This window comes from Citrobacter sp., from assembly GCF_050252275.1.
Taxonomy (GTDB): domain Bacteria; phylum Pseudomonadota; class Gammaproteobacteria; order Enterobacterales; family Enterobacteriaceae; genus Citrobacter_A; species Citrobacter_A amalonaticus.
Genome location: NZ_JBFWLF010000117.1, coordinates 1 through 12921, shown reverse-complemented (window position 1 = coordinate 12921; position 12921 = coordinate 1). Strand labels below are relative to the sequence as shown.

15 protein-coding genes are annotated in these 12921 nt (G+C 41.7%); all 15 read right to left on the bottom strand.

The features are described from left to right. On the bottom strand, positions 1-442 hold a 442-nt coding region (locus tag AB7E14_RS11765; protein WP_428169544.1), incomplete at its 3' end, for a hypothetical protein. 89 nt (positions 443-531) lie between these two features. Further along, positions 532-894, bottom strand: coding sequence for a hypothetical protein (locus AB7E14_RS11760; protein ID WP_058586885.1), 363 nt, complete (start codon positions 892-894; stop codon positions 532-534). A 132-nt stretch (positions 895-1026) separates the two neighbouring features. After that, positions 1027-2307 carry a tetratricopeptide repeat protein gene (locus tag AB7E14_RS11755; RefSeq protein ID WP_052729108.1) on the bottom strand — a complete coding sequence of 427 codons (1281 nt, stop codon included), beginning with the start codon at positions 2305-2307 and terminating at the stop codon, positions 1027-1029. Then, entirely contained in the window at positions 2301-3158 is an 858-nt protein-coding gene (locus tag AB7E14_RS11750; protein WP_046401770.1) for a type II secretion system F family protein, read from the bottom strand. The genes AB7E14_RS11755 and AB7E14_RS11750 overlap by 7 nt, the downstream gene beginning before the upstream one ends. Position 3159: 1 nt before the next feature. Further along, positions 3160-4062: a type II secretion system F family protein gene (locus AB7E14_RS11745; RefSeq protein WP_165589449.1), complete on the bottom strand. Its 903-nt coding sequence runs from the start codon at positions 4060-4062 to the stop codon at positions 3160-3162. A gap of 8 nt (positions 4063-4070) precedes the next feature. After that, complete coding sequence (locus tag AB7E14_RS11740; RefSeq protein ID WP_046401769.1) at positions 4071-5360, bottom strand: CpaF family protein; 1290 nt, start codon at positions 5358-5360, stop codon at positions 4071-4073. Between the two features lie 60 nt (positions 5361-5420). Continuing rightward, positions 5421-6566 (bottom strand): hypothetical protein, encoded by a 1146-nt coding sequence (locus AB7E14_RS11735; RefSeq protein ID WP_316962462.1) that lies wholly within the window; start codon positions 6564-6566, stop codon positions 5421-5423. A 15-nt stretch (positions 6567-6581) separates the two neighbouring features. Next, positions 6582-7997 carry a type II and III secretion system protein family protein gene (locus AB7E14_RS11730; protein WP_316962461.1) on the bottom strand — a complete coding sequence of 472 codons (1416 nt, stop codon included), beginning with the start codon at positions 7995-7997 and terminating at the stop codon, positions 6582-6584. Positions 7998-8042: 45 nt separating this feature from the next. Continuing rightward, the gene (locus tag AB7E14_RS11725) at positions 8043-8987 is read right to left on the bottom strand and encodes a hypothetical protein (RefSeq protein ID WP_316962460.1); all 945 of its coding nucleotides are present in this window, start codon (positions 8985-8987) and stop codon (positions 8043-8045) included. 338 nt (positions 8988-9325) lie between these two features. Beyond that, the gene (locus AB7E14_RS11720; protein ID WP_099434015.1) at positions 9326-9568 is read right to left on the bottom strand and encodes a Flp family type IVb pilin; all 243 of its coding nucleotides are present in this window, start codon (positions 9566-9568) and stop codon (positions 9326-9328) included. Between the two features lie 439 nt (positions 9569-10007). Continuing rightward, the gene (locus tag AB7E14_RS11715; protein WP_042999969.1) at positions 10008-10292 is read right to left on the bottom strand and encodes a YfcL family protein; all 285 of its coding nucleotides are present in this window, start codon (positions 10290-10292) and stop codon (positions 10008-10010) included. Between the two features lie 31 nt (positions 10293-10323). Beyond that, positions 10324-10872: an elongation factor P hydroxylase gene (locus tag AB7E14_RS11710; RefSeq protein ID WP_428169543.1), complete on the bottom strand. Its 549-nt coding sequence runs from the start codon at positions 10870-10872 to the stop codon at positions 10324-10326. After that, positions 10872-11681 (bottom strand): sulfite exporter TauE/SafE family protein, encoded by an 810-nt coding sequence (locus tag AB7E14_RS11705; RefSeq protein WP_428169542.1) that lies wholly within the window; start codon positions 11679-11681, stop codon positions 10872-10874. The genes AB7E14_RS11710 and AB7E14_RS11705 overlap by 1 nt, the downstream gene beginning before the upstream one ends. Further along, a complete protein-coding gene (gene mepA, locus AB7E14_RS11700; RefSeq protein ID WP_058586890.1) occupies positions 11681-12505 on the bottom strand; it encodes a penicillin-insensitive murein endopeptidase in 825 nt (274 codons plus the stop codon). Before mepA ends, AB7E14_RS11705 begins: the two co-directional genes overlap by 1 nt. A 3-nt stretch (positions 12506-12508) precedes the next feature. Continuing rightward, a partial coding sequence (locus AB7E14_RS11695) for a chorismate synthase (protein WP_428169541.1) occupies positions 12509-12921 on the bottom strand: 413 nt, incomplete at its 5' end.

The window sequence follows — 12921 nt, the reverse complement described above, 5'->3', positions numbered from 1 at the left end:
CTTTTGATGTTATTGCCATCAAACATAACATCTTTTGTGCGGCCGGGATGCGATTAAAAAGAATCATGTTTTGGTCGCTCTCCATAAAAACGGCATTTTGCTCACCGCCCCCCACTTCAGTTAACATCGCAGAGCTGATCCCCAGCAGGGAACTGGTTAATGCTGATACTTTTCGAATATGGAGTTCATAGCCTGGCGTGAGAAGAGAGGCAATTTCAAAACCATCTGCTGTAGATATGAGCAAATTTTTTAATACTGCATTCCCTTCCGAGAAGCGTTCAAGCTCGGCTTTTAATTCATTGATTAGCACTTCAGAAATATTATTAACTTCTGCATCGCTATGCTGTGCCATCGAATCGGATTGATCTTGCGCTTCTAATTCTGGCTCGGAAAGGTCAGACTCAACGTCATTCATACCAAACGGTAACATAATTTTATCCATCGTCATTAACCATCGTAAATTTTTCAACACCAATTTGCTTTCCGATAAAGCAAATTACCTGGACTGTATGCAACAATAACTTTTAAAGATTATTGCACAGACAAATTAGAAAATTTTTCATTTAATCGCAGGCGAGTCAATGCAATATTTGCATCTCGCGCAATGCGAATAAAAATAAAATATTTTGCTGCTTCAGGAACTTGTTTTAAAAGAAATATATCATCACTATAGGTAATTAATATATCTTCCATAGTCTTTTGTTGTGCAGAGAGCTTGCTAAACTTTATATTCGCCCTGATAATATCACTCATACCTGTACTCAAAAAACCAAACCTATCATTGATATTTTTGCTGTGTACGATTTCTTTAATTGTGTTATCTATTAAAGCAACGCCCAGAACTCCATCAATCCCAGATAATGTATCAAGCAAATTATTAATTTTATATTCCATACTCGCTCCATTCACTCTCCCCCAATAATAATGATAGTAAAAGAGTGCATTATGACTATTAATTCTTAAATATCCAGGGCAGACAATCTACAGCCTCGCAAGCATAAGCGAGAAGATTAAGTAAGCAATACACTAATAGTTAAGATCAATTATTATTTTCTCTTTATACTGGCCGTTAACTGATAAACGTGAAACATTTTTAGTTGTAATACATTTGTTAGTTACTATTTGCAGTTTCGAGTTTCCATTGCCATTATTCATGATTTCTATTTTTTTAATATTCTGCCGTTTTTGTATATTTGAGAGGAGAGACTCATAAATACGCTTCATAGGTTGAGCGTTAAATATCTCTATTTCGACTATATTGTCATAACGTTTGGGCATCACACTATAATTAAGTGGGTAGACAGAATAAAGAGCAATTCTATCACCACCAGATATACCGGCAGACGTCAGATTGGCTATTAATTTAGCATGAGGTATTTCTCCAGCAAATGGGAGAACAGTATCAGAAATACTTTTATCAAATGTACAATTCTGTGATATCCCACTGCTAACCGGTTGAGAAGAATCATCAGATTTTAGTTCTTTCTGTGCATCAGATGCAGGCATTGTCCGGGTCTTATTTTGATCCAGCCCAACGCTTGTGCTTGCAGTCACTGCAACATCGTTTTTATGTCCTTCGATTTTAAAATGTTCTCGCGGTGATAATTTTGCCAGGGATGCAATTAGCGCATCAGGTTGTGATGTTGAGAGTTTATCGTCAATAATAATTTTTTTCGCACTCTCATAATCATCGGATTTCACCAGAGCATACGCAAGATTATAAGCAGTTTGTGGTTTATATTCTTTCCGAGAATACAATGGGAGAAGATAATTTCTTGCCGTAACATAATCTCCTTGCAGAATAGCCATCATGGCCAGATTATTGACGACAACCTCTTCATCATAAAAAAGACCTCTTGCTTTTTCAAAAGATAACGTTGCCTTAAGATAGTCTCCTGTTTGAGCCAGTAAAATACCCTGTAAATTCCATAATTCCCCGTTTGAGTCATCATGTGCAAGCATTTCATTTAGAATGGTCTGGGCTTCATTTTCCTTTCCTAACTCAAGCAGATTCTGTGTTTTCAGCAGTAAATATTCTTTATTTCCTTTTTTTTCCACCAACGGTGCCAGATAAATATTCGATGAATTATAGTCGCCAATTTTATTATATAGCTGGGACAGATAGTATCGTTCATCATCATTATCTTTAACACTGAGCTTATTTCTGTATATCTCAATGAGCCCTTGATAATCATTCAGTTGAGTGAGGATATATTCCTTTTGTTCTTCATCAGATGCATTCGTAGGCCCACCTGTACAGCCAGATAGCACAGCAAGCATTAATAGGGGTAATAATCTTTTTACCATGTCGAAGTCATCTTAATCAGGCCCGGACCGGCAACAATTGCGATCAGGGGAAAGAGAATAAAAGCAATCATTGGGAATGTCATTTTTGCAGAAAGAGCTGCAACTTTTTCTTCCATTGCAAGTAATTGCATCTGTCTAATTTCTTTTGATAAATCTATAAGTACGGCATATATTGACGATCCAAATTTTGTGCTCTGTAATAATGCTGAGCACATCATTCTTACTTCTTCATTAACCACTTCCCCAGAAAGTTGTTCAAGTGCAGCATTAATACCACTAACATCAGCTCTCAAAACAGTGCGAATAAGCAACGAAGACAGATCTTTATTGATCACTTCCATCTTATGAGAAATATAAGCAAGCGAAGCTTCGACTGTCATACCTGACTGGATGCATACGGCTAAAAGATCTATACAATAAGGAATGTCATTGGATATTCTTCGAAATCGCCGCTGAGAAATAGCCGTTTGTACTCTCGAAGGTACGATAACAATCACTCCGAGTATGACCAACAGTGCAATCATTAGCATCTGATTATCAAGCTTCATCCATCCTATATAATTTGCTATGAGCACTGGTGACGCTATCACAACGAATAAAAACGCCTTAACTTTAACATTTTTATCTAGCTCAGATGAAATGGAAACAAGTTTGCTATTTTTCTTGAAAGTTTTGTCCAGTTGTGTTTCTATCAAATTTGTGCCATATGTTAATATATTCTTTTTATTGCTATCTACTTTAGAAAAATTAATTAGCTTGTTAACTTTATTGGCACGTTGCTTGCGATAAATAAGGAGTAATATACTTCTGACCCCTGTCAGAAAAACAATAAAAGAAATAATATATATCATTTCACCCAACCTTATTCATCATAGACCAAACGATAAATAGCCCTATTAATATACTTGTTAATGCGTAATAAAGAATATATTTTCCTGCATCGGTTCCAACAAGAATTTCAAAGTTATCTGGTGCCACAAACTTCAGGAAAAAGAAGAAAAAGACAGGAATAATGACCAGTACTTTAACCGACATTCTTGCCTCAGCAGTCATTGCGATTTTTTTCCTATCCAACGTCTTACTTGCCGAGATTAACATTGTCAGGCGGGACATCACTTCGCTAACTTGCCCGCCACCTTTCATATTTATAAGTACCGTAATAACAAATGAAAAATATTCACTATAGGGAAATTTTTCGTATGAATCCATAAATATGCGCTCAGGATCATCTCCGATATCCAGCCGCATGAGAATACGTTTAAACTCTCTTCCGAAATCACTGTCTATCACCCGTGAGCATTCTTCAAAACCCTGCAATACCGGGCGCCCTACTCGTACCGCACTATTAATTATATTGAGTGCCTCGGAGAAATCCCGCTCAAACTCTCGACGATACTTTTTTACTTGTCGCATATACAAAATATAGATAGTAGAAAGTAACGTGATATTAGTTATTACAATATTGCTGAAATTCAGATACTCCATGTTTACATATAATGCTGCGGCACATGCCACCAGTATTATCGCTACATGCTTAAAAATGTGCTCGTTTTTTTTACCAATAAGATTAGCATGAAGTTTTTCAATAAAAATGAAAACTCCTTCCATTGAATCTTTGAATGGTTGTTTTTTACTTGCTACTTCCTGGCTGGCAATTATGTTAGTCGAGAGTATCTTTCCTTTTATTTCCTTCGTTCTCTTTAACGATAAATATATTTGAAGAATGCCACAAATAGAGATAACGATAAAAATCATTGCCATTATCATGAGACTTTATTCCCAAATAGTTGCCGTAACGGATCAAGATAACCATGAATTAAAGCTTGCCGATAAACTGCTGACCGCTGCAAAAGACCGTTACATGTAAACGTACCCGTGATCATACCATTATTATCTCTTTCAGGATTAGCAGCATAAGAAAAGATATCCTGGAGAATAATATTCTCACCTTCCATCCCCATGACTTCGGATATATTTATTACTTTTCTGGAACCATCGGGAAGACGTGAAGCCTGAACAATGATATTTACAGCAGTTGAGATATTTCGCCGTATTGCTACTAGTGGTAATGCTGAATTGGCCATCATTACCATGCTCTCAAGACGAGCTAATGCATCACGCGGGTTATTAGCATGCAGCGTTGACATAGAACCATCATGTCCGGTGTTCATCGCCTGCAGCATTTCGAAGGCTTCAGGCCCACGGCATTCCCCAATAATAATACGATCCGGGCGCATACGAAGTGAGTTGATAACCAAATTTCGCATCGTGATTTGCCCTTGGTTTTCTGAACCGGCCAATCGCGTTTCTAGTCTTAATACATGTGTTTGTTGTAAGCGAAGTTCCGCAGCATCTTCAAGTGTCAATACACGTTCAGTTTCGTCAACATATTGGGACATCGCATTTAGTAGCGTTGTTTTGCCCGAACCTGTCCCCCCGGAGACAATGATATTGACTCTACAACGACTGGCGATTACCAGGAAATTGGCCATCATTTCATTCATACTGCCATATTTGATAAGCTCTCCCAGAGTTATATTTCCCTTACCAAATTTACGGATCGACATTGAGGTGCCATCAATAGATATTGGAGAAATAACTACGTTGAGACGGCTACCATCAGGCATACGCGCATCCACGAGTGGTTGAGCGTCATCAATTCGCCTTCCTACTTTTCCCACCAGACGTCGGGCAATATCTGTTAACTGCTCATTATTGATGAACTGTTTATCAGATAGTTCCAGGCGACCTTTACGTTCTACAAAGATACGATCCGGGCCGTTGACCAATATATCGCTAATTGACTCATCTTCCATTAACTCGCGCAATGGGCCATAGCCCGTAATTTCATCAACAACTAACTCACACAGTTCCTGACGCTCCGGTGCAGAGAGATAATTCTCTGTGCGATTGTTATTAATAACATTACGCATAACCGCATTAACTTCGTTAATGAGTTCCGCACGGTTTTCTTTGATACTTTCAATTTGTTCCAGATCTATGTTTTTGAGTACTTCTTGTCTGAAATAGATAAAGGAAATGGATTTATTCATATAAGGCCCATGATTAATATAGCGCCTTGCCGAGGGATAGCCACGATGACAAACTGCTCATTAACTATTTTTCTTCTTTTTAAATATTGAAGATAGCGATAGACCTTTCTGTTTTTTCCCGAGTGCCCCGCCTTTTATATTTTTGCCCAACATTTTAGCCGTAAAGAAATAGAGTTCTGATTTATTATCAGTCTTTTTTACATCTTTAATGAAAGGGTGAAAAATATCAATTTTCTTGCCAAGGTAATTTTCTATATCTTCCTTAGTCAACTCATCCGGTCTTGAATGATGATTTTCATTCAGAATGATAATATTTTTTGAATTTTTCTTTTGATTATCTGAAGTAGTGGTTGTCCGTTCTAATTCATCAATGATAAGGCGGGCATTGCGCACTGATGAGAGTTCTCTGGTTACGACAATAAAGATAAAATCGGAACCAGGGACAATGTAGGCAAGTTTATCTCTCACCTGGGTTGTTACATTGTGGTCAAAAACAACAATATTATAATTTTTGTGTTCGTCGGCATCAAACTGCCATTGTTCTTCATCAGTAGCAATCTTCATCCCACGTATTGCATCAAGATATGTTATTACACCGTCCTGCTGTAGAGCGGTATCTGATATGAGATCAAGATCGGGTGTGCCTGTGTGCCCCTGAACAAGCAATACAGGTAAATGACTTAATTCACAGATTGATCTAAAAAACTGGTATGCAACAAAAGAAGTTCCACTTCCCCCTTTGCAGCCCAGGATACTGATTCGTTGTGTATAGCTCACACTTGTAATATCAGTTTCAAAATTCTTCAATGTAACACCGAGCAATGTAATTTGTGAATCAAGATGCAAATATACTGCTCCAATTCGCTTCATTTCATTGCTAAAGGTAATTGAATCAACATCACCAATAAATATTTTTTTCGTTGCAGCAGGAAAGAGATATTTTATCTTTTCCTGTATCACGTCTATATCGTTAAAATCTTCAATATCAACGATGAGATACTCTGACGATGTTAATTCTTTATCATCGATAATATCATTGAAAAATTTATTTACCTGGATAATGTCCTGACAGCCGTTCACACGTATTTGGGTCATGACTCCAGCAGAAACATGACTACGTGATGAGATGACAGCAACAGTTCCAATGGTGGAATTGTTATTTTTATTCTCAATATTTCTTTTGTTAATTTTAGTAAGATCCAGCATTTTCCCTCCCGTTCCTTATCGGATAAATCCACCGCGTGAAATAAAACTTCTTGCGTCTTCTTCCAGTCTATTAGTGTGTTCATCAGCAACACCGACATTGAAGAAAAGTTTGTCTACTGAAGTTTTATGGTATTGGGGAGTGGGGATTTTATAGCTATTTTCTGCTGAAAACGGTTTTACTAATTTTACAGTTGCGAATACGACCAGCTCACTCTTCTCTCTTTCAGTCTGTGAGCTTCGGGCAAAAGCCCCAAGGATTGGGATATCGCCGGCATACGGCACTTTAGATAAAGACTCTCGGTCAGTTTCAGTCAGTAATCCACCGATGACAAAACTATCTCCATCGGCTAATTCTATTGTGGATTGTGTTCTTCTGGTGTTAATGGTCGGGATAGCATAGGAGTTGTAAGTGTAGCTCCCTGTAACATTACTTAATTCGTTAGATATGAAAAGACGGATTTTATCAGTGCGATTCACCTTTGCGCCAATATTAAGGCGTATGCCGTATTCCTTATACTCCACAGATGCCGTACTGTTGCCACCACTATCGACAACAATTGGAATCTCCCCTCCTACCAGAAAGCTGGCATACTCTCCTGAGAGTACGGTTAAATTCGGTTGTGCTAACACTTTCGCAATGCTGTCATTTTTGACGGCGTTGATAACAGTACTAATGTTTCCTGCATCAAATCCGCCTTTGAAGCCAATTAAGCTGAAGACTCCCGCGCTGTTTGCTGTACTCCCCCCGTTGATGATACTGTCCAGTGTTAAGCTGCTCCATTCAATGCCCAACGCATCGGTGAATTGCTTAGTCACTTCAACAACGGTTAACTTCACATTAACCTGTTGCGGCGATGATAGTACAGTCATGCGATCGATGATATTGCCCCATCTTTTTTTACTTAAATGGTCGATCTTGGTGCCGCCCGTGCCGCCGCCTGGCGAGTTTTCACTCCAGGTGACGTCTTCTTCTTTTTTATCACTGCCAACAAGACTACCAACGGTGTTATAGATCTCATCTCTTAATTCTTCTGTCGCCACTTCACCCTGAATAATATAAGTTGCCTTATCTTTACTCATGTAGCGCTCAATGCTAATTTTGGTGCCAGGGTATTTTTTATTCACCTTTTGGGCCAGGGAGCTTCCGATTTCATCAACGGCAACGCTGATTTTTTTTAATACTTTTCCTTTCACTCCGTAAATCGTTAGATCAGCCACACCTGGTTGCTTGGCAAACAGGACAATTTTTTTATTATCAATGACTTTGTAATCTGCAACTTCTGGGTTTGAGATGAAAACAGTCTCTATTTTCTGCTGCGATGAAATATTTTTTGCTTGCCCTTCCTTCAGTGTTAAATCTTCTCCAAAGGCAGACGATAGTAATAATGGACATAAACAAAATAAAACGAGCACTTTTGCTGTTTTCGACATAAATCTATCCTTTTTTAAGCATCCGTATTATTAATACTTTTAGCGCTATTTGCTATTTATCGAACTGTTAGCACTATTCTCGCCGCGAAACTCTCTTATAAGCTCACTGTCATTTTGAATCGTTGTCGCACTTTGAACCGCAGTCGATAAAATATTGCTATTATCAATCGGCCACTGGCCTTCGTCCCCCACTAAGACAGAATGCGTAGGATCAAATTCAGCAATATTTTCGCTTGTTGGAAAAATATACAGTTTTGCATCCTCTAAACCTTTCAGCATTATCACTTCTGCAGGCGTGAGCTCCACTAAAATATAACCTTCATTCATCATGGGGTTTTGTTCATATACTACTTTTTTCACTTTCGATGTAACCGCTTGAATGGACAGTATCTTCTTATTTTTCATTAACATTTTAAAATGCCGACCATTAATGTGATCCGTTGCATCCGTTACTGGCGCAGTCTTTATCTCTCCGGATTCGTCTTTTGTTACTCTCAAATTATAGGCCAGATAAATATCTACTCCGCCGCCAGTTTGCGCATTATTGAAGAGATAGCTATCATTTTTTTTAATAGAGAAGCCGTAGACTATACTTCCAGGCTTTGCTGACATTTTTATATATTCGTCGCTACCTGGCTTAACTAAAATTGCCTGGGGTATTTTTGCACCTTCTGAGATATCACTTTTGAGCATCCAGTTATCAATATCGCCCACTGAAAGTGTACTTTTTTCATTCCCCCCCTCTTTTATCTTGAGGGTTTCGAGTTGAAAATCACCAGAGGTTAAGCGCGTCCCTTTTTGCAGATTTTTCTTCGCAACGGCGACGGTAATACTCTCAGTAGGCGCTTCGATAACTTTTGTTTGAACAACTTTCTGCACCTGACTGGGCTTGTACTGGGGTTTCTTGCTCGCCATATAATAAAAAAGCATACCAATGATACCAATAACGATCATGGCAATATTAATTATTAATGAGTATTTTTTGCTCATTGATATCCTCAACGTTATCAGGCTAATATGTGTGACGTCATAATTTATATGACGCAAACTATGATTTATGATGCCATCATCGTCCGCATATTATGGGAAAATTGAATATAAGAGTTAAGTTCTATAATAGGAGTAAATGTATATTGAGGAATACGTACATGATATACATTTATTTAGGACATAGCTACCGCACGGACTTTGCCGATTGCGAAGCCTACAAAGGGATTACCATATTTTGCTTACACATAAAAAATGATGTTTTCACACCATTTTATTAATATTCACTTTATTAAACTGTGCGGACAGAATATTTTCTGCCCGCATTAGCTCAACGCTTATTATGGATTGGCATTGGAAGTGATAGAATCCAAAACCTGTTGCGATACCGTTTTGAAAATACTTTCTAACAACGTCTGTACTGTACCATTTTTACCGAAGATCACTGCGACTACGGCTGCAACGCCAGCAAGTACAATTGCATATTCTACAGCTGTCACGCCTCGCTCATCTTTAAAGTAGTTATGGACACGTTCGGCCCCATTTAACCCCTTAACATAAGCTTTGATGAGTAGCTCATTCATTTTCTTAGTCCCTATTATGATACATTTAGTAGCTAACAACCCTGATAGCTAGTCGCGCGTATACACAGTCTGCAGCCTGAATTCGTATATGGCTCAAGCTGGAAATATTATGAACTTTGGATTTCTAAAATATAACCCTCTGATATTTTTTTAAGATTATATTTATATAACAAAGAAGACTAAATAGTCGCATTAAAATTCATCAAAGCGATTATTTGAATTTGAGAGAGATTATATAGTGCGTTTTTTACTCTTACATTTGCGAAATATCTGATAAATTAAAATTAATTTATGCATAAAGTAATACCTTGCAATATATTAAGGAAATTCTCTCTTTTTCACAATATACCTGAATTTGGGTCCAATAAAGAATTCACTATCGGACCCACAATGAGACACTTTCGCTTAGATGTCTAATTGACCCTCTGTTGAGTCATTATTAAACGCCTTGATGCGCCACCTTCTGATACAGCGCGTCCCACATCTCTTTGACTAACGCCTGATCGCGCGGCGACAACTCACCGGCACCGATAGCGTTTTCCAGGCTGCGGGTGACGTTGGCATAGACGGCCTGAGCAGAATGGTCATCAGTACCTTCCAGTTCTGCGACGGCTAACGTCAGGTGGCCACGCAAATATCCACTGGCAAACAGCTCATCATCGCTTGCATGCTCTACCATGTCGTCGATTAATGCCAGAATGCGTGATTCAAACTCCGCGATCATCTTCTTTCCTCATTGTAACGTGGCACTGGCTTCAGTTGAGCGCTTCTGGCCACGGGAATTGTTCCGCCGTAAGTTCAGGCGTGTGATAATAATTCTGTAATGCTTTGATGAAGCGCGCCGGACGTTCGGGAATGCCCTCCTCCAGATACGTCATCACCTGTGCATGAACCCGACGCTGAAACACCACGCGGTCCGGTTCAAAATCGCCTTCCAGGTTGTCGCAACTGACGTTAAACGGATATCCCGCCGCCACGCAAAACAACCAGTCGAATGCCTGCGGTTTCACTTCCACATCTTCAAACTGCCCCTGTGTCACCGCATCGCGACCGTCCGGACAATACCAGTAGCCGTAATCCACCAGCTCGCGGCGCGCTTTTCCGGCAATGCACCAGTGCGAAATCTCATGCAATGCGCTGGCGTAAAAGCCATGCGCAAAAACAATCCGGTGATACGGGATCTCCGTATCAGCAGGAAGATAGATCGGTTCGTCGTCGCCTTTAATCAGACGGGTATTAAAATCATCGGCAAAGCAGCCGTTAAAAATCTCAATCAATTGTTCGTAGCGGTGCGTACTGTTCATTAATTCATCCCCAGCCAGTGGAGAATCTCCTGTCCATGGTTATCATAAAGAAGTTTCATGCTCATCACCGCCGAGACAATGACGATCATAGGCCGAATCAGCTTCTGTCCTTTGCTCAGTACCAGTCGTGACCCCATCCGCGCCCCGAGAAATTGCCCGATCAGCATGACAAAACCGGTGGCCCAAATCACTTTCCCGCCGATGACAAACAGCAGCAGGCCGCCAATATTGGAAGTGGCATTCAGCACCTTGGCGTGAGCCGTCGATTTAGCAAGGTTATAGCCGCACAGCATGACAAACGACAGCGCGTAAAATGAACCTGCCGCCGGGCCAAAAAAACCATCGTAGAAGCCTACGCAGCCACCGGCCACCAGGGCAAACGGCAGACCGTACAGGCGACGCTGTCTGTCTTCCTCACCCACTTTCGGCATCAGCAAAAAGTAGAGACCAATGCAGATCACCAGAACAGGCAGGATCTGTCGCAACACACCTGACTGCACATGCTGCACCAGCAGTGCGCCGCTCATCGAACCAATAAACGTCATCGCGATATTGAGTTTTTGCTCGGCGAGGTTCACCACTTTACGGCGAATAAAATAAATTGAAGAAGAAATCGAACCGCCGCAGGCCTGCAGATTATTGGTTGCCAGCGCCTGCGCGGGAGACATCCCTGCCGCCATCAGCGCGGGGATGGTCAACAGGCCGCCGCCGCCCGCCAGTGAGTCGATAAATCCAGCCAACATTGCCACAAAAAACAACACCAGCAACAGCAGCGGAGAGACCATAAACAGGTCCGCAAAATTATCCATCAGAGTACATGCTCATCCAGTAGCGCCTGGCAGGAAGGCGGCAACGGAGGCGGTGTCTTCTTCTCAGGCTTTGTTGTGCCGGGCTTTGGTGGTTCAAACCAGCTTTGTAGCTCAGCGCCACAGCCATCGCCCGGCGGAGGCAACGGCTGATCTTCACATTCAAGGCTGTCGGCAGGACAGCGTAATCGGACATGCATATGCGCACGGTGCTGGAACCAGGGTCGCACTTTACGTAACCAGTCGCGATCGGTGCCGGCATCCTGGCAAAGCTGTTGTTTGATGGCAGGATTCACAAAAATACGCGTGACGTCGTTATCTTTCGCCGCCAGCTTAATCAGGCTGGAGATTTCCGGTTTCCACAGCGCTGGCACGACATGTTTACCGTCACGGGCCACCAAATCCAGCGCCTGGGGACGCAACAGTTGCGCCTGCGTCCAGCGTGTTTTTGGCAACTGCAGGAAAATATCGACATCCAGACCGGTCTGATGGCTGGCATGTCCACCGTTAAATCGACCACCAGCAGGCATGCCCATGTCACCGATCAGCACCGTACCCAGTCCAAGATTGCTCACCTGCGTACTCAGCCGCTGAATAAACATCACCAGATCGGGATGACCGAAATAGCGGCGCTGATCGGTGCGCATTACCTGATAGTGATCCGACTGCACGGGAAGTGTATCCGCTCCCACTATGCAGCCGTTCGAGAAGCCACCAATTGACTGCGCGCTGCCCGGCACGGGCTGGGTAATTTTCTGCCACGGCGTCGCCGCCAGGCTGGCCGTGCTGGCAAGAAGCGCCAGCAGAGCTATTGCGGTTTTTTTCATTTCTTACCAGCGTGGAATATCCGTTTTGACATCCGCATTCTGCGCCCGTTGACGTAACAGGTGATCCATCAGCACGATCGCCAGCATCGCTTCCGCAATCGGCACGGCGCGGATCCCCACGCACGGATCGTGACGACCTTTCGTGATCATCTCCACCTCTTCGCCAAAACGGTTAATGGTGCGACCCGGAACGGTAATACTGGACGTCGGTTTCAGCGCCATGTGGGCCACGATTTGCTGGCCGCTACTGATCCCGCCCAGAATACCGCCGGCGTGATTGCTCTGGAAGCCGTCTTTGGTGATTTCATCACGATTCTGACTGCCGCGTAGCGCCACGACCTCAAAGCCGTCACCAATTTCGACACCTTTCACCGCGTTGATGCTCATCAGCGCGTGGGCGATATCGGCATCAAGTC

Excerpts from the sequence above, each read along its gene's own strand:
- AB7E14_RS11750 (WP_046401770.1), bottom strand. The coding sequence starts at position 3,158 with ATGATATATATTATTTCTTTTATTGTTTTTCTGACAGGGGTCAGAAGT.
- AB7E14_RS11755 (WP_052729108.1), bottom strand. The coding sequence starts at position 2,307 with ATGGTAAAAAGATTATTACCCCTATTAATGCTTGCTGTGCTATCTGGC.
- mepA (WP_058586890.1), bottom strand. The coding sequence starts at position 12,505 with ATGAAAAAAACCGCAATAGCTCTGCTGGCGCTTCTTGCCAGCACGGCC.
- AB7E14_RS11760 (WP_058586885.1), bottom strand. The coding sequence starts at position 894 with ATGGAATATAAAATTAATAATTTGCTTGATACATTATCTGGGATTGAT.
- AB7E14_RS11745 (WP_165589449.1), bottom strand. The coding sequence starts at position 4,062 with ATGATTTTTATCGTTATCTCTATTTGTGGCATTCTTCAAATATATTTA.
- AB7E14_RS11710 (WP_428169543.1), bottom strand. The coding sequence starts at position 10,872 with ATGAACAGTACGCACCGCTACGAACAATTGATTGAGATTTTTAACGGC.
- AB7E14_RS11705 (WP_428169542.1), bottom strand. The coding sequence starts at position 11,681 with ATGGATAATTTTGCGGACCTGTTTATGGTCTCTCCGCTGCTGTTGCTG.
- AB7E14_RS11720 (WP_099434015.1), bottom strand. The coding sequence starts at position 9,568 with ATGAATGAGCTACTCATCAAAGCTTATGTTAAGGGGTTAAATGGGGCC.
- AB7E14_RS11730 (WP_316962461.1), bottom strand. The coding sequence starts at position 7,997 with ATGTCGAAAACAGCAAAAGTGCTCGTTTTATTTTGTTTATGTCCATTA.
- AB7E14_RS11740 (WP_046401769.1), bottom strand. The coding sequence starts at position 5,360 with ATGAATAAATCCATTTCCTTTATCTATTTCAGACAAGAAGTACTCAAA.
- AB7E14_RS11715 (WP_042999969.1), bottom strand. The coding sequence starts at position 10,292 with ATGATCGCGGAGTTTGAATCACGCATTCTGGCATTAATCGACGACATG.
- AB7E14_RS11725 (WP_316962460.1), bottom strand. The coding sequence starts at position 8,987 with ATGAGCAAAAAATACTCATTAATAATTAATATTGCCATGATCGTTATT.
- AB7E14_RS11735 (WP_316962462.1), bottom strand. The coding sequence starts at position 6,566 with ATGCTGGATCTTACTAAAATTAACAAAAGAAATATTGAGAATAAAAAT.